Here is a 21,529-nt window from a genome sequence, read left to right as displayed (position 1 = left end):
GCCTACCCGGCAGGCGGACCGGCGGCGATCGCCACCCGGTTCCAGACGTTGATGGCGGCGATCGTCCACAGCAGGTGGGCCAGCCGGGTCTCGTCGAAGTGCTCGCGGGCCGCGTCGAACACCTCCTCCGGCACCCCCGCCTCGTCGATCCTGGTCATCGACTCGGTGAGCGCCAGCGCCGCGCGTTCGGGCCCGGTGAACAGGGTGCTGTCGCGCCAGAGGGCGAGGGTGCGCAGGCGTTCCTCGTCCTCGCCCGCCTCCAGGGCGCGGCGGGTGTGCATGCCGAGGCAGACCGTGCAGCCGTTGAGCTGCGAGGCGCGCACCCGGACGAGCTCGGCGAGCGCCGGATCCAGCTCCCGGCTCGCGGCGGCGTCGAAGCGGGCCATCGCGGAGTGCACGCCGGGCGTGGCGCCGTACAGGTCGATGCGCATCACGACGCCTCCAGGGGGCGGCGGCCCTGCACGGAGTAGATCACGCACGACGTGGCGCGGAAGTCCGGATGGGCCAGCAGGGCGCGCACGTCGGCGAGCTGCCGGTCGGTCAGGCCCTCCTCGGCGAACCGGTCGCGCAGGTGCCTGGTGTGGTGGGCGACCAGCCGCGCCCCCGGCGAGCGCGCGTCCCACAGCTCGACCCGGGGCCTGGGGTCGACGCCGGTCAGCCCGGCCCGCCGCATCGCGTCCGCCGCGTGACGTCCCCAGGCGACGTCCACCCCGGCGCGCGTCATCACGCGGATCTTGGCCCGCATGAACGTGTCGTAGAGCTCGGCCGCGCCCGGTCCGGGCATCAGCAGCCCCGGGCCGTACGTGATGTCGAACTCGTCGAGCTGCAGCACGCCGCCCGGCCTGAGCGCGCGCACCAGCCGGTCGAGCACGGCCAGCCGCTCGGGCAGGAGCAGCAGCACCAGCCGCGCGTGCACCACGTCGAACGCGCCCTCCGGCAGCGGGTCGCGGACGATGTCGTGCCGGACCACCTCCAGCCCGGGGGCGATGGGCTCGAAGGCGGGCTCGATGTCGGTGGCCAGCACGCTCCCGGCGGACCCGACGCGACGGGCCAGCCACTCGGCCACGCTGCCGCCGCCCGCGCCCACCTCCAGGCACCGCATGCCGGGGCCGACGCCCGCTTCGGCCAGGCGTTCCAGGGTCATCGGGTCATAAGCCTGCTCCAGGCACCGGTGCTGCTCGGCGACGTGGTCGCGGCGGTCGCCGAACATGTAGGCCGTCCGGCTCATCGGCTGCTCCTCATCGGGCTGCGGGGGACGGGCACCGCCGACTGCGCGGCCAGGCGGGCGAGGGTGGCGGCGCACACCTTGCCGGTCGGGCCGAGCGGCAGTTCGGGCAGCCAGAGGAAGCGTTCGGGGAGCTTGCGCCGGTCCAGCCCGCGTTCCTCGCGCAGGTAGACGATCAGCTCGGCCGGGGACGGCGGTCTCGCGCCCGGCCGGGGCGACACGCAGGCGCACATGCGCTCCCCCAGGTCGTCGTCCGGCACCGGGACGCAGAAGGCGTCGGCGACGTCGGGATGGGCGCTGAGCTCGCGTTCGACCTCGGCCGGGGAGATGCTGAGGCCGCCGCGCATCACGACGCGCTTGATCCGGTCGAGCACCCAGAGCGTGCCGTCGGGGTCGAGACGGCCCAGGTCTCCGGTGCGCACCCAGCCGCCGGGGGCGCGGTAGCGGTCGTCCAGGTCGGGGGCGGCGACGTAGCACAGGGGGGTCATCGGGCCCAGCGCCCAGATCTCGCCCGCCTCGCCCGGCGGCGCCGGATGCCCTTCGGCGTCCCGGATCGTGATCTCGGCCACGGCCGGGTCCGGGGTTCCGGCCAGGCCGGGGGCCCACCGGTCCGGGGCGCGGCCGGTGTGGCAGTTGACGCCGTCGGTGGAGCCGTACACGTTGACCAGCGGCACGCCGAAGCGGCGGGCGCACGCCTGCCTGGCCTCGCCGTGCAGGGGCTGGGCGCTGGTGACGACGCGGCGCAGCGACGACAGGTCGGCCTCGGCGGCCGAGTCGGCCATGCGGCGCAACATCGTCGGGACGCCGTACAGGTGGGTGGGGCGGTGCCGCTCGACGGCGCGCAACGCGTCGGCGGCGTCGAAGCGGGCGCGCAGGACGAGGGTGCCGCCGTGGCGGGCCAGCAGGACGGAGGTGCCGCAGGAGCCGTACGAGGAGGCCAGGGAGACCAGCAGCAGGTTGCGGGTGGGCCCGTCCTCGCCCAGCACGGCCCGCAGGTAGGCGCCCCGGCCGCCGGCCATGGCGTTGTGGGAGTAGGCGACCATCTTCGGCTCGGACTCGGTGCCGGAGGAGAGCAGGATGCGGGCGGGCCACTCGGCGGGCGGGCACGCGGGCCGCCACGCGCGCACGTCCTGCTCGTCCACCTGGTCGAGCGAGCGGGTGCCCGGCGTGGGCGCGCCGAACGTCCACGTCTGCTCCAGGTACGGCAGCCCGGCCCGCAGCCCCAGGGCCAGCTCGGGCACGGTGATCAGCGCGGCCGCCCGGGAGCGGTTCAGCAGGCTCGTGATGTCGCGCTGCCCCCGCGTGTGCGGGATCGGCAGGGCCACCGCGCCGACGGCGGCCACCGCCAGTTCGGCCACCACCGCGTCGCGCCCGTTGGGCAGCAGGACGGCGACGATGTCGGCCGGCCCACGCCCGGCGGCGGTCAGGGCGGCGGCGGCCCGGCGCACGCGGGCGTCCAGGGCGGCGAAGTCGAGCGAGCCGGTCTCGTCGGCGACCGCCTCACGCTCCGGCGTCCGCCGTACGTGCCGGCTGAACAGGCTGTACAGGTCCAGGTCGGGGCACAGGCCGCGGGCGGTCCATTCCGCGCGCACGCTCCTGGGTACGCGGTCGGCCAGGACGATCCCGTTGGCGGACGTCCAGGGCAGGGGGTCGGTACGCATTCAGAGGGCCTCCTCGTGTCGGTGGGCTGGCACGAAAGTCCAGGGGGCACGGCTGTAGGCGGCTTGGGGGGTGCGGTCGAGCACGCCGTCGAAGGCGGGGTCGTCGGCCATGGCGGCCAGATCCGTCACGGGGGTGACCCGCGGACCGGCCGGAGCCCTCCCCGGCGGGGTGGCGCGCAGGAGGCGGGCCGCGTCGATGAGCGCCGTGGCCGCGCGCACCCCGGCGCCGCTGCGGGCACGGGCCACCAGGGCGGCGACGACGGCCTCGGCGCTGATGAGCGCGCCCAGCACGTCGGTGAGCGTCATCATGGACGGCGCGGGCCGCTCGCCTGGTCCGGCCAGCAGCGCCGCCACCCCGCTGTACGCCTGCACCAGGTAGTCGGTGCCCATGGGCTGCGGCGGAGGCAGCGCCTCGGCCCAACCCCCGGCCTGCGCGTACACCAGGGACGGCCGGACGGGCGCGAGGTCCTCGTGGTCCAGCCCGTACGCGCCGGCCCGTCCGGGGGGCCAGTTGTGCAGGAACACGTGCGCGCAGGCGATCAGGCGTACGGCGGCCCGGCGGCCCGCGCCGGACTTGAGGTCGGCTTCGAGGGCACGTTTGCCCCGGTTGAGCGCGAGGAACCGGGCCGAGGTCGGCCCCGCCATCGGCGGCACGCCGCGCAGCGGGTCCCCGCCGGGCGGCTCCAGCCGTACGACGTCCGCGCCGAGCAGCCCGAGCACGTGCCCGGCGAGCGGCCCCTGCACCCGGTTGGTGGACTCCACGACGAGCAGCCCGGCCAGCGGGCCCCGGGCGTCCCGCGCGAGCGGCGGCAACCCGGACGGTTCCCCTGCGACGCCGGTCAGCTCGCGCAGCCGCCACGGGGAGGCGGGCGAGGGCGCCAGCGGCGCGTCCGCGTCCCGGACGGGGAGCACGCTGACCCCGGCCTCCGCCGCGGCCGCCACGACGTCCCGATACCGGGCGGCGGCGGCGGTCTCGCCCAGCGCCGGCGGCAACGTGCAGGTCGCCGTCGCGAACCGCTGCTGGAACGGCGGCCAGCCCGCCGCCACGGCCTTCGGCTCGGCGTCCAGCGCGGCCCAGAACAGCCGCCAGCGCTCCGCGTCGAACGTCTCGATCTCGAACGGCACCCCGTCCGCCGACCGGAACGGCGGCACCCGCCCCTCCCCCGAGCACGCCGTGCGCCCCGGCGTACCGAGGACGGGCGGGTCGGATCGCTCGCAGGTGGCGACGGCGATGTACTGGGTGAGCGCGAGCAGCGCCGCCTGCGCGACGGACGTGCGCGCCGCCAGGGCGGGCCCGCCGCGCAGCAGCGCGAGCAGGACCGCCGTGAGCGCCTGGGCGGTGAGCACCCCCGCGCACACCGACGCGTAGTCCAGCCGCAGCGCCCGTGGCCCGCCGGTGGCCCGCCCGTGCACGTGGGCGATCCCGCAGGCCGCCTGCACGTCGCGCTCGCCCGCCATCGGCACGCCCACCGGCCCCGACCAGCCGATCCCGCACTCCGGCAGCGCCTCCCCCGGCATGCCGAACGGAGCGGACGCGACCCCCAGCCACCCGGCGGGGGCCCCGGCCGGCGGCGGCGCGTCGTCGAACCGGACCTCGCAGCCCAGCGCGTACAACCGCTGGACGGCCACCCGCAGCGCGACCGACTCGCCCCGTGCCCGCACGACCACCCCCGCCAGCGGCCAGGCGGCCACGTCCCGCTCTCCGGCGGCCCGCGGCCCCGGCGTCACGTCCAACGCCCTGTGCCGTACGTGTCCGGGGTCTCGCCCAGCAGTTCGCGCAGCGCCGTCCTGCGGACCTTGCCCGTACCGGTGCGGGGGACCTGATCCCAGGTGATCACCACGGGGTCGGCCAGCTCGGGCAGGTCGGCGACGGCCCGCCGCCACGCGTCGCGGTCGAGCGTGCCGTCCTCGGTGACCACGACCGGCACGGAAGGCCGTCCGGGAACGCCCAGGATCACGCACTCCAGCACGCCGGGCAGCCGGTCGTCGATCACGTCCTCCAGCTCGACGCAGCTCACGCCCGGGATCGTGTCGGTCTCCCGGTCCACGAACCGCACCCGCCCGGTACGGCCGATCGCCCCCAGGTCGCCGGTGTGCCACCACTGTCCGAGCCGCTTGCCCAGCCAGCGTTCCTGCTCCCCGACGTACCCCAGGCACAGGGCCTTGGTCCGGCAGACCACCAGGCCGCTCGCGCCGCGCGGCACCGGACGCAGCGTCTCGCGGTCCACCACCCGCAGCCGGGTGCGCGTGGGCACCGGGCGTCCGAGGTCGCGCGTGGTCGGGTGCCGGGTGTCGCCGTCGGCCAGGGACCTGCGGGTGAGCAGGCGGAAGGTCAGCGGCCCGGTCTCGCTCTGCCCCCAGCCCTGCATCCACACCGGCCGCCGGTGCCGGGTGGCGTCCAGGAAGGCTCGTACGGTCGGCGGGTGCATGGCGTCGAACGTGCTGACGAACAGGCGTACCCGCGCGAACGGGCCGCCGTCGCCGAGCGTCCGCCGCTGCCATCGCACGTACGTGGCCGGCAGCGCCTCCAGCGTCGTGGGCCGGTGGCGGGCCAGGAACGGGCCGGCCTCGTCCCAGCCGGGGGCGGAGACGGCCAGCAGCTTGGCGGGGCCCAGCCACAACACGCTCGCGGTCCAGGCCAGCGCCCGCCCGTGGGCGAAGGACATGGCGCCGGCCACGACGTCGTCGGGTCGGCTGCCCAGCACCGGCCACCGGTGGGCCTCGAACCCGGCCAGGCGGCGCAGCAGCGTACGGGTGGAGTGCACGACGAGCTTGGGCACGCCGGTCGTCCCCGAGGTGTGCATGACGGCCAGCGGGTCGTCCAGCGCGGGCCGGTGCACCGGCGGCACGGCCCAGCCGCGGACGTCGTCCAGGGACAGCAGCCCCTCCGCCGGGCCGTCGACGACCAGGACGCGGGGCGCCTGCCAGGCCACGCCGGGCAGGGCGGCGAGGGCGGAGTCGGTGACGAGGAGCGCGGGCTCCAGCCGTTTCAGCAGGATCTCCAGCACGTCGGGCGCCAGGTGCGCGGACAGGGTGGCGGGCACCGCCCCGATGCGCGCGGCGGCGCAGGACAGCAGCACGTAGTCCCAGTGGTTGCGCTTGACGATGGCGACCCGGTTGCCGCGACGCGCGCCGGCGGCGGCCAGCCAGCCGGCGGCCTCCCGGACCAGCTCCGCCAGGTCCGAGATTTCGAGATCGGTGCCGAGATGGGGGGCGATGTCCAGGGGGCGGCTCAGATGCACGCCGGTCCTGCGCCCGCGCTCGGCGAGGTCGTCGAAAAGGGTGCCCAACTCGATGGGCCGGGTGAAGAAGGCCATCTGCATTCTCTCCATGCGCGTACGTCCATGACAGGCGGCGTCTTGGCGGGCGGGCGCCGATGACGGGCGGTGTCTATGGCGGGCGGTTGTCTGTGGCGAGCGGTTGTCCGTGACGAGCGGTTGTCCGTGACGAGCGGTGTCTATGACAGGCGGGTGAGCACCCGAGCGGCGGCCCGTTCCGCCGCGGCGACCGCGCCCTCGCTGCACGGCCGCAGGGAGACCCAGTCGCCCGCGTAGTCGACCGCCGATCCCTGACGCCCCTCGAACGCCGTCCGCAACGCCAGCGCGCGCGGCGTCGCCTCCGGCAGCCCGTACGGGAACCGGTGCACGTGGAAGCGGGCCACCCGGCAGGCCAGGCCGGGGACGAACCGTTCGGCGCGCCCGACGAGCTGGTCGGCGATCTTCTCGTCGCTCTCGCCCATCAGCGCGGCGGTGCCCCGCGGCGAGGTGATGAGCGAGATCAACCCGGTGCCGGCGGGAGCGCGGCCGGGGTGCTTGTGATGGTCCACGGTGATCACGTTGAGCACGGGGTCCTCGACCGCGGGCACCAGCGTGGCGAACCCGCGCCAGCCCGGCGCCGCCGGCCGGGAGAGCACGAGACTGAGCCGGAGCATGGGCGCGTACGTGCACGCCTCCAGGTACGCGCGCTCCTCCGGCGGGGCGCCGGGGTGCAGGCGGGCCGCCACCGGCGCGGGAACGGCCAGGACCGCCGCCCGCGCGGTCACGCTCCCCCGCGGCGAGTCCAGCCGCACCCCACCCGGGCACGTGACCACGCCCGTCACCTCGTGCCCGGTGACCACGTCGAGCCCGGCGGCGAGGACCCGGGCCAGGGTGTCCATGCCGTCGCGGTAGGTGTGCCAGGTGTTCGTGCTCCCGGCGGTCGTCAGGTGCTCGGCGAACACGGCGGCGGACGAGCGCCCGGCGTCCCAGCCGAAGAACCCGGCGACCAGCGGCTCGATGAGGAATCCGCGCAGGTCGGGATGGTATTTCCGGATCAGGTCGGCGACGGTGGCGGCGGGGTCGGGGCGGTGGCGGGCCAGGCGGAGCAGGAGGCGCGCCAGGTCGAGCCGGGCGCGCGGCGGCAGGCCCGCGCCGGTGAGCAGCCCGAGCGGGCGGCCCACGTGCGGGTGGACCCGCCCGTCCCGCCACACGCCGACGGCGTCGCGCACCCTCGGCACGGCCGCCGCGTCGAGGCCGACCGCCTTGATCAGCCGCCAGGTGGCCGGATAGCCGTCGGCCGACGGCAACATCTCGGCGCCGGTGTCGATCAGGCAGCCGCGCGCCCGCAGGGTGCGCATCCGCCCGCCCACCTCCTCGGCCGCCTCCAGGACGCGGACCGCGAACCCGGCCCGGTCCAGCGCGTACGCGGTCGCGAGGCCCGCCGGCCCGGCCCCCACCACCGCGACGTCCACGTTCATGCCAGGACCAGGTTGGCCAGGATCAGCACGCCGACGGTGACCCGGTGGGTGCGGATCGCCACGCGCCGGGCCCGCAGGACGTCCCCGCGGACGAACCCGATCACGAGCTGCGCCACGCGAAGGGAGACCAGCGGCACGAGCACGCCCAGGAACCACCCGGGCGCGACCCCGGCGGCCACCGCCCATCCGACCACCAGGCTCTCGGCCGCGGTCACCGCGGTGACGAAGGCCGCGTTGACCCGCGGGGACGTCCGGGCCGCGACGGTGAACCGCCCGGCCTCCCGGTCCCCCCGGGCGTCGTTGGTGTTGGAGTACAGACCGAAGATCATCGGCCCGAGGCCGAACAGCACCGCTTGCACCGCCACGAACCCGCCGGCCTGCCCCGTCAGCAGCCCGTACGGCACCAGCACCCACCCCACGCCGAGCCCGACGAGGAACAGCTCCTGGAACCCCCGGTAGCTGAGCTTGAGCCCCCACGAGTACTGCACGGCCGCGACCACGCACGCCGCCGCCGTCACGACCACCCACGCGGGCCGGTACGGGGCGGCGGCCACCACCGCGGCCCAGAGCACGACGCTGATCGCGGTGGCCGTCCAGGCGAACCGCAGCGCCTGCGGCTCGGTGAGCGTGCCGGCGACCAGCGGTTTGCGGGCCAGCCTGCGCCGGGCCGCGTCGGAGGAGTAGTTGGCCGCGTCGCTGCCGTCGCGGTGGCCGGTGATGTCGTCGAACCCGACCATCGCGGCCACCACGACCGCCTCGGCGATGAGCACGGCCAGCAGCAGGCCGACCGCGTACGGCTGCCACCGCCCGGCCGCCGGCAGCAGCGACCACACCAGCGGCAGGCCCAGGTAGTAGTCGTAGATGTCGAGCTTGGCCAGCCGCGCGTAGGGCCCGAGGCCGCGGGTGACCACCTGGTCGGTCATGGGTTCTCCTGCGGGGAGCCGTGGGCGAAGGCGCAGACCGCGTCGGCGATCCGTTCGACCTCGGCGTCGGCGAGCCGCGGATGCAGCGGCAGCGACAGGTTGCGCCGGGCGGCCGACTCGGCCACCGGCCAGGACGCGCCGGGCGGCGCGAACCGGGTGAAGGCCGGCTGGGCGGGCAGCGGGCGCGGGTAGTAGACGTGGGTCGCGATGTCGCGGGCGGCCAGGTGGGCCGCCAGCGCGTCCCGGCGCTCGGTGAGCACGGTGTAGACGTAGTGGAACCGCCCGTCCCCTCCGACGGGCGGTGCCACGATCCCGCGTTCCACCAGGGGCGCGAAACGGCGGGAGTAATAGGAGGCGATCTCGGCCCGGCGCGACAGGCGGTCGTCCAGGCCGGTGAGCCGGTGGAGCTGGAAGGCCGCCATCACCTCGTCGAAGCGGCTGTTGTAGCCGACACGGTGGTGGTGGAAGCGCCGCGCGGCGTCCTGCCCGTGGTTGCGCAGCACCCGTACGTGCGCCGCCAGCGCCGGGTCGTCGGTGATCACCACGCCGCCCTCCCCCGGCATGCCGAACGTCTTGACCTGCACGAACGAGTAGACGCCCGCGTCCCCCCACCGCCCGGCCGGCCGCCCGCCCAGCGTGCCGCCCTGGGCCAGCGCGGAGTCCTCGACCAGCCGCAGGCCGTGCCGGTCGGCCAGGTCGCGGAAGCGCGGCATGTCGGCCATCACGGAGAACATGTGGGCGGGCATCACCGCCTTGGTGCGCACGGTGACCAGCGACTCGGCCGCGGCGGGGTCGGCGGTCAGCGTCACGGGGTCGATGTCGGCGAAGACCGGCCGCGCTCCGGCGCCGACGACGGTGGCGGCCAGCGGGGCGCAGCCGAAGGCGGGCACCACGACCTCGTCGCCGGGGCCCACGTCCATGGCGGCGAGCAGCAGGGTGAGCGCGGAGGTGCCGCTGGAGCAGGCCACGACGTCGGCCGCGCCGAGCCGGCCGCGCAGCTCGCGTTCCAGGCGGGCGGTGTGCTCGCCCAGGATGAACTTCTGGGCGTCGCCGGTGCCGACGGCGTAGACCGTCCTGAGCAGGGTCGCGCGGTCGTCCTCGAAGAGGTCGGCGGCGAAGAAGGGCACCCGGCTCATGCGCGCCGTCCTCGGTAGAAGCCCACGATCTCGTCGCACACCCGGTCGGCCTCGGCGTCGGACAGATCGGGGTAGAGCGGCAGGGCGAGCGCGCGCTCGCAGGCCGCCTCCGCCCTCGGGAAGTCGCCCCGGACGTGGCCGAGGTGGGAGAAGCAGGGCTGCAGGTGCAGTGGGAGCGGGTAGTAGATCTCGGTGCCGATGCCCGCGGCGGCCAGGTGCGCCGCCAGGGCGTCGCGGGACTCGACCTCGACGAGGTAGACGTAGCAGACCCGGTTGCCGCCCGGGTGCGGCGGCACCGCGCCCGGCACGGCCAGCACGCCGGGCAGGTCGCGCAGCCGGACGTCGTAGCGGGTGGCCAGCTCGGACCTGCGGGCGATGTCGGCGTCGAGCCTGGCGAGCTTGGCCAGCAGGACGGCGGCCTGGAGGTCGTCCATCTTGCTGTTGCAGCCGGGCAGGACGGTGGGGTTGGCGATGCCCGGGAAGTGGTCGAGGGTGCGGCCGCCGCGGCCGTGGTGGCGCAGCGCCCGCGCGGTGTCGGCGATGTCGTCGTCGTCGGTGAGCAGCGCTCCGGCGTCGCCGATGGCCCCGAGGGTCTTGGAGGGGAAGAACGACAGGACGCCGCCCGCCCCGACGAGCCCGGCGTGCGTGCCGTCGAGGCGCATGCCGATGGCCTCGGCGCTGTCCTCCAGCACGGTCAGGCCGCGCCGCCGGGCCACCTCGCACACGCCCCGCAGGTCGGCCAGGCGGTCGAACAGATGCGCCGGCATGACCATGCGGGTGCGCGGCCCGGCCACGGCGTCGACGGAGGCCGGGTCGACGCCGTGGCCGCGCTCCTCGATGTCGGCGAAGACCGGCACGCCGCCGGCCAGCACGACGGAACTGGCGGTGGCGATGAAGCTGTAGGCGGGCACCACGACCTCGTCACCGGGACGCAGACCGGCCGCGCGCAGCAGCAGCACCAGCGCGTCGGTGCCGGAGTTGACGCCGACGACGTGCGTGGCGCCGGTCCACAGGGCGAGCCGTCGTTCGAGCTCGGCGACCTTCGCGCCGTGGGAGAACTTGCCGCGGTCCAGCACGTCGACGCAGCCGGTGCGGATCTCCTTCCACAGCCGGTCGAACGTCGCCGCCTGGGAGAAGAAGGGGATGGGAGCGGCGGCGCGGGGCGGTGATCCCCCGGGCGGAGAGAGTGTTGTCTCCAAGGTTCCCGTCCTGGTGCGGTGGTGGGCGGGGCCGCCCGGGGATGCGGCCCCGGACGGCCCCCTTCGGGCGGAGCCGCCCGGGGACACACGGCCCCCGGACGGCCCTCTCGGCAGAGCCGCCCCGGAGACAGCGGCTCTGGGCGACCCTTCGGCCTGCTCCGGCCTAGGTCACCTGCCGAGCAGAGGGATGTCGTTCTTGCCGAGGTGGTAGTCGCGGACGGCGTCGACCAGCTCGGAGACGGACAGTCTGCCGGTGCCGTCGGTGTCCATCTGCCGGAACGCCTCGTCGGCGACGTGGCCGTCGAGGCCGATGGCCGAGAACCACTTGGCCATCTCGGAGGAGTCGACCTCCCCGTCGTCGTCGCGGTCGAGGACGTTGACGATCGCCTGGATGGTCGGGCGCACGACCTGGGCGAAGCCGGCGTCGCCGCGGCTGATGATCTCCTGTTCGGCAGCCCGGACGAACTGCTCCTGGTTGAGCCTGGACGCGCCCACCGCCCCGGCGAGGTGGTCGAACATGGCCAGGTACGCCTGCTTCAGCTGCTGCGCCTGTGGCGTCCCCTGCACGCCCAGGCCCTCGATGATGCCGTCGGCCTCGTTCTCGAAGTCGGAGCGCTCGATCGCGCCGGAGCCGTCGTTGTCCCAGAGGCGGAAGCGCTCTTCCAGCCGGCTGGTCGTCTTGGTGCCCGCAGCCATTGTCTGTCCTTTCGTGACACGCGCCCGCCCGCCGTCGTGGGGATCATCGGGGGGAGGGACGCGACCTCTAGTGGGAGTCCGAAACGAGCGATTCCCACTACTGTGCGCAATCAACAGATTACCCTGTGTGACTATTGGTAAACCAGAGGTCACGGAAAGTAATCGAAACTCTCTAGAGCAGCGGCCAGCGGAACACGCGGGCCCCACCCTCCTCAGGGTCGCCGGGCAGGGGCTGGCTGAACACCAGCGGCTCGCCCGGCATGAGGCCCAGCTCGCGGCCGGTGGCCGCGGGGTCGGCATGGATCAGCACGTTGTAGTGGTTGGGCAGGTGGCAGCCGTCGAAGCCGAGCAGCACCCCGACCCGGCGTCCGCCGATCCACACCTCGTCGCCGCGGTCCAGCACGCCGGCCGCGACGATCTCGGCGAACCCCAGGAAGGCGACCCGGTCGATCCTGGCCCCCGCGTCGGTCTCGGTGTGGTCGGTGGCCACCAGCTCGTGCACCTCGCCGGCGCGCACGCACCGGCTGGCGTGCGGTTCGAGCAGCATGCCGCGGTCCTGCCTGCGGTGCACCAGCACCTTCAGCAGCGTCCCGGTGACCGCGATCTTGGGGCCGTCCTCGTCGGGGTTCACGCGGCCCCCCGTCCGGCGCCGGCCTTCTCCAGGCGGTAGACGTCCTCGACGAAGCGCAGGGCGGGCAGGCCGCCCTCGCCGTCGGGGGTGCCGTAGCGCACGCAGCGTTCGAACGCGGCCAGCACGCCCTCGTACTCGTGCCACAGGGAGTTCTTGAAGCCCGCGTGGCCGGCCAGCATGTCGGCGTACAGGGCGCGGCCGTCGGCCAGGCGCAGCTCCAGGTCCTTGCGCTCGCCCGGGTAGGACCAGTCGAGCAGGATCCGGGCGCGGGCCGCGCCCGCGCGCAGCTCGACGTCCGCCTGCCGGTCGACCCCCGCGGCGTCCCGGTCGACGTGCGCGGAGACGACGTGCGCCGGGCCGAGCAGCAGGTCGACCAGGTCGAACGCGTTGGGCCCGTTGTCGGCGACGCAGCCGCCGCCGCAGCGCCGTGCGTCCAGGTACCAGGAGTCGCCGCCCGCGTGGTCCTCGATGCGTTCCAGGTAGCGCACGGTCAGCTCCTCGACGCGGGCGCCCGCGCACGCGGCGCGCAGCCGTCCGACGGCGGAGTTGTAGCGGCGGTGGAAGGCGGTGAACAGCGGCACGTCCGAGCCGGTGGCCAGGTCCGTGAGCCGCCTGCCCTGCGCGGCGTCGAGGGCGAGCGGCTTCTCCACGCAGACCGGGATCCGCCGCGCCAGCGCGTCGGCGCAGACCCGGGCGTGCAGGTCGTTGGGGACGGTGACCACGACGGCGTCGGGCCGTTCCTCGTCGAGCAGCCGCAGATGGTCGCGGTAGGCGGGGACGCGGTGACCCTCCAGGGCGCGCGGGTCGGTGTCGCAGACCGCGACCAGCCGCAGGCCGGGCGAGGCGTGCAGGGCCGCCAGGTAGAACCGCGAGATCACGCCGAGCCCGATGACGGCGACCCGCAGCCGGGCGCTCACCGCTCCACCACCAGGGCGGGGGCGTCGAGTCCGGTGGCGGCGGCGAGGGCGGCCAGCTCGTCGTACAGGTCGGCGCCGAGCGGGACGCCCGAGCGCCGGTGCTCCTCGGCCCGGCGATGCTCGTGCCAGCCGGGATAGCTCACCGGCAGGCCGGAGCCGGCGGGCGGGCAGCCGAGCAACGCGCCGAACAGCGTGGCCGCGTCGCCCTCCAGGCCCTCGCGCAGCACCCCCGGCGCGATCGCCAGGGCGAGGAAGCCGATGTCGTCGTCGCGCCCGCTCGGGCCGCCGTCGCCGTCGTACGCGTCGGGGTGGGCGCCGAGGCCCGCGCCCGGCACCAGCGCGGCCAGCACCTCGACCGCCACCCCCAGCCCGAAGCCCTTGTACTGCCCCGCCTCGCCGCCGAGCCAGAGCAGGTGAGCCCGTCCCTCGTCGAAGGCCGCGGCGTCGGTCACGGGAGCGCCGTCCTCGTCGGCCAGCACCCCTTCGGGCAGCTCGTCGCCGTGCCGCGCGGCCTGCCTGACCCGTCCGGTGGGCATGGCGGTGGTGCTCATGTCCAGCACGAACGGCGGATGCCCGCCGGCGGGGGCGGCGACGCTGATCGGGTTGGTGCCCAGCATCGCCACCGCGCCCCCCGGCGGTCTGGCGATGCGCTGGCGGCCGCAGTTGCTGGCGATGACGCCGACCATGCCGTACTCGACCGCGCGCAGCGCGTGGTGGCCGGCGCAGCCCAGGTGGGTGCCCCCGCGTACGGAGACCAGGCCGACGCCGTACGTCGAGGCCCGCCCGGCGGCGATCTCCATGGCCAGGCCGGCGGCCCACAGGCCCAGCGCGCGACCGGCGTCGAGGAGCACGGCCGCGCCCCGGTCGGCCAGCACGGACGGCTCGGCCAGCGGGTCGACCCGCCCCTCGTCGAGCAGCGGCAGGTAGAGCCGGGTCAGGTTGGCCAGCCCGTGGGAGGTCATGCCGACGAGGTCGCCGTAACACAGTGCGGCGGCGGCCTCGCGGGCGCGTTCGGGGGCCAGGCCGCGGGTGGTGAACACGGCGGCGACGAAGTCCAGCAGGTCGTCGTGGCGCACCCGTACGGCCGCCCGCTCCTGTCGCGGTGCGGCCCTCGGGACCGGCGGGTACGGATGCGCGGGCGGTGCGTCCGTCGCGGGTGAGGCAGTGGGGTTCATGCTCCTCGTCCAATCCTGTCGTCGGTGAAGGCGATCATCAGGCGGGCCACGGCGGCGGCGAACCCGGCGAGTTCGTCGGCCCGCGCGAACTCCCCTTCGGCATGGGCGTTGTTGCCGGCCAGGTCGCCCGGCCCCAGGACGACCGTGCAGGCGTCCTCGACGCCCGCCATCCAGATGGCGTCGCAGGTGAACGCCGGCTCGCCGGCGGGCCAGGGCGGGATCCCGGCCCGGTCGCGCAGGAGCGCGTGCCCCCACGCGTCGCGGTCGTCGAGCACGGGCAGGCCGCGCTTGCGCCACTCCAGCCGGGTGACGGCCCTGGCGTCGCGGGCGGTCCTGGCGAACAGGGCGGTGCCGCCGAAGGCCGCCGTGAAGGCCGCGAGGCCGTCGTCCAGGGCGCGGGTGAGGTCCTGTTCCAGGCGCCGTCCGGTGGCGGGGGTGGCGTAGGGCAGGTTGAGCAGGAGGGAGCCGCGGCCGTACACCTGGTTGTGGCGGGTGCCGGTGTGCAGGCCCGCCACACACACGGTGTCCGGGTCGAGCGCCCTGGCCAGGTGCTGGGCCAGGAAGCCGAGCAGGACCGTGGCGTTGTGCCCGGCGGCCGGCCGGTCGTCCACGGCGTGCTCGCCGTCCACCACGATCCGGGCGGTGGCGGCGGCCGTGCTGCGCGGCAGGAACCGTACGCCGGTGGGCTCGCAGAAGACGTTGAGCCGCCCGACGTAGCCGCGTTCGACGAGCGGGCGGGTGCCGAGCACGCCCATGGCCCCGCCCTCCTCGCCCGCCACGGCCTGGATCAGCACGCCGACCTCGCGCCCGATGGCCGGCCGGCGGGCGCGCGCCGCCCGCAGCCCGGCCAGCAGCGCGACGGCCGGGCCCTTGGCGTCGATCGCGCCGCGGCCGTGGAACCGCTCGCCGTCGAACCTGGCCGCCTGAAGGCCGGCGACCGTGTCGAGATGCACGTTGAACATCACCGTGCGGGACGTCGGCAGGCCGGGGCCCAGCCGGAGCACCAGGCTGGGCTGGGCGTCCAGGAAGCCGGGCAGGTCCAGGGCCTCGCGCACGGGCGCGGGGACGTCGGCGCGGTGCAGCTCGGCCGGGCGCACGCAGGTGTGCCGTACGGTGCGGAAACCGAGCGGCGCGGCGGCCCGCGCGTACTCGTCCTGGGCCTGGCGCAGCCGCGGGCGCGGACCGGCCGGCCCGGTCTCCAGCGGGCCCGCCGTGGGCAGCCGCAGCAGCCTCAGCAGCAGGTCGCGCTCCGCCGCGTCGAGGGGCACGGCGTCAACGTCCATCGACCTGCCCCACCAGCCGTTCCAGCGCCCGCCCGTACCGGACGAACGCGGCCTGGTCGCCGCGGCCCGGGTCGTCGAGGTGGGGGCGCAGCCGCAGGTGCGGCTCGATGGACAGGGCGCCGGTGTAGCCGTGGGCGGACAGCAGGCGCAGGCACTCGGCGACGCCCGCGCGTCCCTCGCCGGGCAGCACGTAGACGACCTCGCCGCCGGGGCCGGTGACGGCGTCCTTGACGTGGACGTGCGCGACGTACGGGACGACCTCCCGCAACATCGGGGCCGCCGGGTAGCCGTGGGCGACGCCGTTGCCGATGTCGAACAGCAGCCGCAGCGCCGGGCTGCCGATCCCGGTCACCAGGTCCAGCATGCGGTCGGCGCGGTCGCCCGCCCAGCCGGCGCAGTTCTCGTGGACCAGCAGCAGGCCGGCGTCCTCGGCCCGGCGGGCCAGCTCGCGCAGCCGGTCGCGGACCCGCCGCCCCCACTCGGGCTCGGCCAGCCCGCCCGAGGGGAAGGACATGATCCGCACCAGCCGCGTCCCCAGCGCCGGGCAGCGGCGTGCCAGCACGTCGAGCTCGGCGAGGTCGAGCGCGAAGTCGCCGGTCACGGGCCGCGACCAGTCGCCGATCTTCGAGGCGACCGCGACGACCTCGGCCCGCGCATCGCGCAGCCGCCGCGCCGCGCGCAGGAACGCCGCCTCGCCGAGCCCGGCCACCGGCACGCCGTCGATCGTGCGCAGCTCCAGCCGGTTCCAGCCCAGCTCCCCCACGGCGGCCAGCTGGCCGTCGAGGTCGGGGGCGGCCTCGTCGCCGATGCCGGCCAGCTCAGGTGGTGCCTGCACGCGGCGCCTCCTCAGGCCCGGGCTCGTGCGCCGCGCACAGGTGCTTGGCCTCGGTGAGCAGCCGCACGGCGTCGACCTGGACGGGCAGCGCGCCGGGCGAGCAGCGGGCGCGGGCGTAGCGCCGGTAGGCGGCCAGCAGGAAGGCGGGCAGGGCGTCGTCGGCGAACACCGAACGGCGCTCGCCCTCGGCCGTGGCCACCCTGAGCTGGGCGGTGTGGTCGGCGTCGCTGCACGGGTAGTGGCCGGTGAGCGTGCCCCGCTCGAAGTGCAGAGTGATGCGCCGCTCCCGTACGGGTGAGGTCAGGTCGGAGTCGATCTCCGTGCGCACGCCGGAATAGTGGTCGAGCCGCAGCCTGGCCCGTCCGAGCCGGGGCAGGCGGTGGCGTTCGGTGACCATGTCCTCCCAGGACGCCTCGGAGATCCGGGCGCCGCCGGCCAGGCTGAGCACCACGGCGAGCGCGTGCGGCACCTCGATGTCGAAGGCCGTGGTGGCGTCGGGACGCGCGGCGCTCCGGGTGAACCTGGGCTTGTTCTGCACGACCCGGATCTGCCTCAGCGGGCCGAACTCCTCGGCGTGCATCGCCGCCCGGAGCCGGCCGGTGAGCGTGCTGTCGAGCCAGTGGGTGGCGACCGTGAGGTCGAGGTTCCAGCGCCGGCGCACCCGGGCCACGGCCGCCAGCCCGACCAGGTCGAGGGCGAGCGGCTTCTCCACGATGAACTTGCGGTAGCCGAGCGGCGCCAGCCGGGCCAGCATCCCGGCTCTGACGTGCGGCGGGGTGCACAGGTGCACGACGGTCCGGTCGGGGGGCGCGAGCGCGGCGGCCTCCTCGGGCGACCCGGCCGGCACGGCTCCCCGTACGCCGCCGGGCGGCAGGAGGGGGTCGAGGACGACGACCGGGCCGGGCGCCAGCAGCCCGGGGGCCGCCTCGCGCACCTTGGCCAGGGAGGGCAGATGCAGCCCTGCGCCGGATCTGCCCATCCCGACGATGAATGCGTGCAACATGCTGGAGAGCGCCTCTACTCCGTCGCGTGCTCGGCTTTCCGGCCCGTACTTTTCTCACTGGAAGGACGACCTCATTTGGCGCTGCCATTGTCGAATAACTTACCGTGACATGTCAATTACTTTAAGTTACGACTATCGGCTCTGACCAGCACGACCGGCTACCGGGACACGAGGTCGCGCAGCGCCCGCGCGATCTCGGCGGGAGACTCCTCGGCCATGAAATGTCCGCAGGTGACCGTGTCGTGCCGCAGGTCGGGTGCCCAGGCCCGCCACAGCGCCGCGGCGTCGTAGCCCAGGGCGGCGCCCCAGTCCTGCTGGAGCACGGTCACCGGCATGCGCAGCCGGTTGCCCGCCGCCAGGTCGGCGCGGTCGTGCTCGACGTCGATCCCGGCCGAGGCCCGGCAGTCGGCCACGATCGACGGGACGGCGGCCCGGCAGGCGTCCAGGTACACGGCCCGTACCTCGGCCGGGACGGCCGCCGGGTCGTTGATCCACAGGTCGAGGAAGTGGCCGAAGAAGGCGTCCGGGCTCGCGCCGATGAGCTGCTCGGGCAGGCCGGGCGGCTGGGCCATGAGGTAGAGGTGGAAGCCGACGGCGGCGGTGACGCCGCGCATGACGTCCCACATGTCGAGGGTCGGCAGCACGTCGAGGCAGGCCAGGTGGGTGATCGCGGCCGGGTGGTCGAGGCCGGCGCGGAAGGCGACCAGGGCGCCGCGGTCGTGCCCGGCCAGGGCGAAGCGCTCGTGACCGAGCGCCCCGGCCAGGGCCACGACGTCGGCGGCCATGGTCCGCTTGGAGTAGACGGACGGGCCGGTCTCGGCCGGTTTGTCGCTGGCGCCGTAACCGCGCAGGTCGGGGCAGATGACGGTATGGTCGGCGGCGAGGTCGGCGGCGACGTGCCGCCACATCAGGTGGGTCTGCGGGAAGCCGTGCAGCAGGACGATCGGGCTGCCCGAGCCGCCGACGGCCGCGTGGATCGTGACGCCGTCGGCGACGGCGACACGGCGGTGGTCGAATCCGGGGATGTTCATGATGGTGCCCTCCTTCGTGGGTGACCGGGTCGGTTCCCAGCGTGCCGGGGGCGGATGAGCATCCGGTGAGCAGAAAGGATGGGGGGCGTGTTCGGGGTGCTGGGGCCCGTGGTGGCCTGGGACGACGAGGGCGAGCCGATCCCGCTGAAGGGGCCGCGGCATCGCGCCGTGCTGGCCCGCCTGATCGTCGCCCGGCGCCGCGTCGTCCCGGTGACGCGGCTGGTCGAGGACCTGTGGGACGATCCGCCGCCGGACGCGGTGGGCGCGGTGCGCACGTTCGTGGCCGCCCTGCGCCGGGCGCTCGAACCTGGACGCCCGCCGCGCGCCCCCGCCCGGCTGCTGGTCACCGAGGGCCCCGGGTACGCCCTGCGCGCCGCCCCCGACGCCGTGGACGCCTGGCGCTTCGAGCAGGCCGTGACCGGCGGCCCCCCGGAACCGGCCCGGCTGGAGGAGGCGCTCGGCTGGTGGCGCGGCCCCGCCTACGCCGAGTTCGCCGACGAGGACTGGGCGCGCGCCGAACGTGCCCGCCTGACCGAGCTGCGGCTGCACGCCGTCGAACGCCGGGCCGAGGCGCAACTGGCACTGGGCCGGGCCGCGGAGGCGGTCCCCGACCTGGACTCGCACGTCGCTGAGCACCCCTGGCGCGAGGACGCCTGGCGGCTGCTCGCCCTCGCCCTCTACCGCACCGGGCGCCAGGGGGACGCGCTGGCCGTGCTGCGCCGGGCGCGGACGCTCCTCGTCGAGCAGCTCGGCGTGGACCCCGGGCCCCGGCTGCGCCGCCTGGAGTCGGACATCCTGCACCAGGACCGCGGGCTCGCGGCCCCCGCCGACGCCACGGCCCGGGTGTGGGCGCAGGCGGCCGAGGCGTACGACCGCACGGTGGGGGCCGGGGCCCGGGCGCGGCTGGAGTCGACGGTCGGCCTGCTGCGCAACCTCGCGGTGACCGGGGGCGGCGGCCTGGAGGCGGCGCGCGGGCATCGTACGGCGGCCATCGAGGCGGCCGAGGAACTGGGCGATCCGGAGCTGACGGCCCGGGTGATCGGCACCTACGACGTGCCGGCCGTCTGGACCCGGTCGGACGACCCCGAGCAGGCGTCCCAGGTCGTCGTCGCGGCCGAACGCGCCCTGGACGCCCTGCCGCCCGGCGCCCCCGAGGCGGCCCGGGCGCGGCTGCTGGCCACGATCGCCGTCGAGTCGCGCGGCACCCGTTCGGCCCGGGGACGGCGGGCCGCCGCCGAGGCCGAGCGGATCGCCCGCCGCCTGGACGACCCGGCGCTGCTGGCGTTCGCGCTCAACGGGGTGTTCATGCAGGCGTTCGAGCGGGCGGGGCTGGCCCCCTACCGGGACGGGATCGGGGCCGAGCTGGTCGCCTTGTCGTCGCGGCACGGGCTGGTCACGTTCGAGGTGCTGGGGCATCTCGTCCGCGTCCAGGCGCGTGGGGCGCTCGGCGACTTCGGGACCGCCGACCGGCACGCGGACGCCGCCGACCGGCTGGCGGAACGGAACGAGCTGCCGCTGGTCAGCGTGTTCACCGAGTGGTACCGGGTGTTGCGGGGGGCGGCCTCCGGGCGGGTTCCCGCGGCCGAGGAGGAGGCGGCCTACCGGGTGGCCGCCGCGCGGCTGGACGACGTCGGGATGCCGGGGTTGCGACAGGGGCTGCTGCCGCTGGCGCTGCTGTCCGTACGGGTGCGGCACGGCCTGCCCGTCCTCGGCGGGGAACCCGTGGAGTGGGGGCCGTACGAGCCGTGGGTGCGGCCGCTCGTCCTGCTGGACGAGGGGCGGGGCGCCCAGGCTGCCGAGGCGGTCGGCCTGGTCCCGGAGCCGCCCCGGGACCTGCTGTTCGAGGCCATGTGGTGCCTGGTCGCGCGGGCCGCGGTCGCGGTCGGCGACCGGCGGACGGCGGCCCGCGCCCGCGAGGCCCTCACCCCCGCCGCGGCGGAGCTGGCCGGAGCCGGCAGCGGCCTGATCACGCTGGGCCCGGTCGCCGACTTCCTCACCGCCCTCGGCACCTGATTTCCTGCCTCACCACGCCATGGCCGCCGGTCTGTCGGTGGCGGGCTGTTCAATGGAAGGCATGACGGCGGACGCGGGCAGGCGTGGGATGTTCTGGGACATGCTGGCGGGCAAGGTTCCGCCGCCGCCCGCGGCGGCGCTGCTCGGCTGGGAGCTCGTCGAGGTCGATCCGGAGGCGGGCACGATCGAGGTGGCGTTCCAGGCGGGCGAGCGGTTCGCCAACCCGGTCGGCGTGGTTCAGGGCGGCTTCCTGGCCGCGATGCTCGACGACACGATGGGGCCCGCGCTGGTGGCGACGCTGCCGGAGGATCAGTTCGCGCTGACCCTCGACCTGCAGGTGCAGTTCCTGCGTCCCGCGCGGCCCGGGCGGCTCGTCGGGCGGGGGCGCGTGGTCAGGCGCGGCAAGGACGTGTGCTTCCTCGCCGGCGAGCTCCTCGACCCCGACGGCAGGACCGTCGCCACGGCGACCGCGACCGCCATGGTCCGGACGACGGGCTGACGGGCTCTTCGTGTCCGGCCGGGCGTCACCCGGCGAGCGGCCAGGTGACGGCGTAGAGCGCCAGGGCGACGCCGGCGGTGACGAACCGGACGGCGCGCGGCAGGTGCGGCATGGTCGTCCAGGCCGCCGCGGGGAAGGCGATCACGCCGCTGAGGAGGATGAGGTAGAAGCCGATGACGAAGTCGGCCGGCATGAGCAGCAGCGCCACCTGCCAGATGGCCACCAGGTACAGCGCGGCCATCAGGGCGGCCGGCCACGCCGGGCGTACGCGGAGCAGGTGGAGCAGCGGCCAGGCGGCGACCAGCGCGACCCACCGGCCGTACTCCCAGGTCAGGAAGAGGTAGCCGATGCAGCCGGTGTACTCGCCGCAGTAGCGCGCCTCCACCGAGGGGATGAGGTTCGGCATCAGGACGGCCCACGCGACGAGGGCGACGGTGAGGACGATCCCCGCCGCGCCGGCCAGGACCAGCCTTCTGGCCACGCTCCGCGCGGAGGGTGCGACGGCCTGGGGGGCGATCATCCTCGCATCGTGACACCCGGGCACGGCGCTGTCGACGGGTGCGGCGG

20 protein-coding genes are annotated in these 21,529 nt (G+C 75.6%); 2 read left to right on the top strand and 18 right to left on the bottom strand.

Translation table 11 applies throughout. The features are described from left to right. Positions 1–2: 2 nt before the first annotated feature. The 17 genes from AB0J97_RS45140 to AB0J97_RS45060 all read right to left on the bottom strand — a co-directional run bounded on the left by AB0J97_RS45140 (position 3) and on the right by AB0J97_RS45060 (position 18,450). Entirely contained in the window at positions 3–431 is a 429-nt protein-coding gene (locus AB0J97_RS45140; RefSeq protein ID WP_357696656.1) for a carboxymuconolactone decarboxylase family protein, read from the bottom strand. Continuing rightward, positions 431–1,228 (bottom strand): methyltransferase domain-containing protein, encoded by a 798-nt coding sequence (locus tag AB0J97_RS45135; protein ID WP_364101683.1) that lies wholly within the window; start codon positions 1,226–1,228, stop codon positions 431–433. The genes AB0J97_RS45140 and AB0J97_RS45135 overlap by 1 nt, the downstream gene beginning before the upstream one ends. Beyond that, positions 1,225–2,886 carry a fatty acid--CoA ligase family protein gene (locus AB0J97_RS45130; protein WP_364101680.1) on the bottom strand — a complete coding sequence of 554 codons (1,662 nt, stop codon included), beginning with the start codon at positions 2,884–2,886 and terminating at the stop codon, positions 1,225–1,227. The genes AB0J97_RS45135 and AB0J97_RS45130 overlap by 4 nt, the downstream gene beginning before the upstream one ends. Next, positions 2,887–4,614: a CoA transferase gene (locus tag AB0J97_RS45125; RefSeq protein ID WP_364101677.1), complete on the bottom strand. Its 1,728-nt coding sequence runs from the start codon at positions 4,612–4,614 to the stop codon at positions 2,887–2,889. Then, entirely contained in the window at positions 4,611–6,218 is a 1,608-nt protein-coding gene (locus AB0J97_RS45120) for a class I adenylate-forming enzyme family protein (RefSeq protein ID WP_364101674.1), read from the bottom strand. Before AB0J97_RS45120 ends, AB0J97_RS45125 begins: the two co-directional genes overlap by 4 nt. 125 nt (positions 6,219–6,343) lie before the next feature. Next, complete coding sequence (locus AB0J97_RS45115) at positions 6,344–7,621, bottom strand: FAD-dependent oxidoreductase (RefSeq protein WP_364101672.1); 1,278 nt, start codon at positions 7,619–7,621, stop codon at positions 6,344–6,346. After that, on the bottom strand, positions 7,618–8,544 hold the full coding sequence (locus tag AB0J97_RS45110) for a UbiA family prenyltransferase (protein WP_364101669.1): 927 nt from the start codon (positions 8,542–8,544) through the stop codon (positions 7,618–7,620). Before AB0J97_RS45110 ends, AB0J97_RS45115 begins: the two co-directional genes overlap by 4 nt. Further along, positions 8,541–9,680, bottom strand: a complete 1,140-nt coding sequence (locus AB0J97_RS45105; RefSeq protein ID WP_364101666.1) for a DegT/DnrJ/EryC1/StrS family aminotransferase — start codon at positions 9,678–9,680, stop codon at positions 8,541–8,543. The genes AB0J97_RS45110 and AB0J97_RS45105 overlap by 4 nt, the downstream gene beginning before the upstream one ends. Beyond that, a complete protein-coding gene (locus AB0J97_RS45100; RefSeq protein ID WP_357696128.1) occupies positions 9,677–10,879 on the bottom strand; it encodes a DegT/DnrJ/EryC1/StrS family aminotransferase in 1,203 nt (400 codons plus the stop codon). Before AB0J97_RS45100 ends, AB0J97_RS45105 begins: the two co-directional genes overlap by 4 nt. Positions 10,880–11,047: 168 nt before the next feature. Then, positions 11,048–11,575, bottom strand: coding sequence for an EF-hand domain-containing protein (locus AB0J97_RS45095; protein WP_357696130.1), 528 nt, complete (start codon positions 11,573–11,575; stop codon positions 11,048–11,050). Between the two features lie 172 nt (positions 11,576–11,747). Then, positions 11,748–12,206: a hypothetical protein gene (locus tag AB0J97_RS45090; protein WP_364101662.1), complete on the bottom strand. Its 459-nt coding sequence runs from the start codon at positions 12,204–12,206 to the stop codon at positions 11,748–11,750. Beyond that, positions 12,203–13,123 (bottom strand): Gfo/Idh/MocA family oxidoreductase, encoded by a 921-nt coding sequence (locus AB0J97_RS45085; protein WP_364101659.1) that lies wholly within the window; start codon positions 13,121–13,123, stop codon positions 12,203–12,205. Before AB0J97_RS45085 ends, AB0J97_RS45090 begins: the two co-directional genes overlap by 4 nt. Beyond that, a complete protein-coding gene (locus AB0J97_RS45080; RefSeq protein ID WP_357696135.1) occupies positions 13,120–14,298 on the bottom strand; it encodes an Ldh family oxidoreductase in 1,179 nt (392 codons plus the stop codon). The genes AB0J97_RS45085 and AB0J97_RS45080 overlap by 4 nt, the downstream gene beginning before the upstream one ends. Continuing rightward, positions 14,295–15,581, bottom strand: a complete 1,287-nt coding sequence (locus AB0J97_RS45075; RefSeq protein ID WP_364101655.1) for a M20/M25/M40 family metallo-hydrolase — start codon at positions 15,579–15,581, stop codon at positions 14,295–14,297. Before AB0J97_RS45075 ends, AB0J97_RS45080 begins: the two co-directional genes overlap by 4 nt. Beyond that, on the bottom strand, positions 15,571–16,416 hold the full coding sequence (locus AB0J97_RS45070) for a sugar phosphate isomerase/epimerase family protein (RefSeq protein WP_357696139.1): 846 nt from the start codon (positions 16,414–16,416) through the stop codon (positions 15,571–15,573). The genes AB0J97_RS45075 and AB0J97_RS45070 overlap by 11 nt, the downstream gene beginning before the upstream one ends. Next, on the bottom strand, positions 16,400–17,419 hold the full coding sequence (locus tag AB0J97_RS45065) for an oxidoreductase (protein ID WP_357696141.1): 1,020 nt from the start codon (positions 17,417–17,419) through the stop codon (positions 16,400–16,402). Before AB0J97_RS45065 ends, AB0J97_RS45070 begins: the two co-directional genes overlap by 17 nt. Before the next feature lie 158 nt (positions 17,420–17,577). After that, positions 17,578–18,450, bottom strand: a complete 873-nt coding sequence (locus tag AB0J97_RS45060) for an alpha/beta hydrolase (RefSeq protein ID WP_364101651.1) — start codon at positions 18,448–18,450, stop codon at positions 17,578–17,580. Positions 18,451–18,528: 78 nt separating this feature from the next. Here AB0J97_RS45060 and AB0J97_RS45055 point away from each other — a divergent pair, with 78 nt between their 5' ends. Beyond that, a complete protein-coding gene (locus AB0J97_RS45055; protein WP_364101648.1) occupies positions 18,529–20,463 on the top strand; it encodes a BTAD domain-containing putative transcriptional regulator in 1,935 nt (644 codons plus the stop codon). A 61-nt stretch (positions 20,464–20,524) separates the two neighbouring features. After that, on the top strand, positions 20,525–20,962 hold the full coding sequence (locus tag AB0J97_RS45050; protein ID WP_364101645.1) for a PaaI family thioesterase: 438 nt from the start codon (positions 20,525–20,527) through the stop codon (positions 20,960–20,962). Positions 20,963–20,987: 25 nt separating this feature from the next. Here AB0J97_RS45050 and AB0J97_RS45045 read toward each other — a convergent pair whose 3' ends face one another. After that, entirely contained in the window at positions 20,988–21,482 is a 495-nt protein-coding gene (locus AB0J97_RS45045; RefSeq protein ID WP_364101642.1) for a hypothetical protein, read from the bottom strand. Positions 21,483–21,529 lie beyond the last annotated feature (47 nt).

The sequence above is a fragment of the Nonomuraea sp. NPDC049607 genome, from assembly GCF_040675375.1.
Classification (GTDB): Bacteria; Actinomycetota; Actinomycetes; order Streptosporangiales; family Streptosporangiaceae; genus Nonomuraea.
The sequence above is the reverse complement of the archived record's forward strand: the minus strand, read 5'-3'. Positions and strand labels throughout refer to the sequence as shown.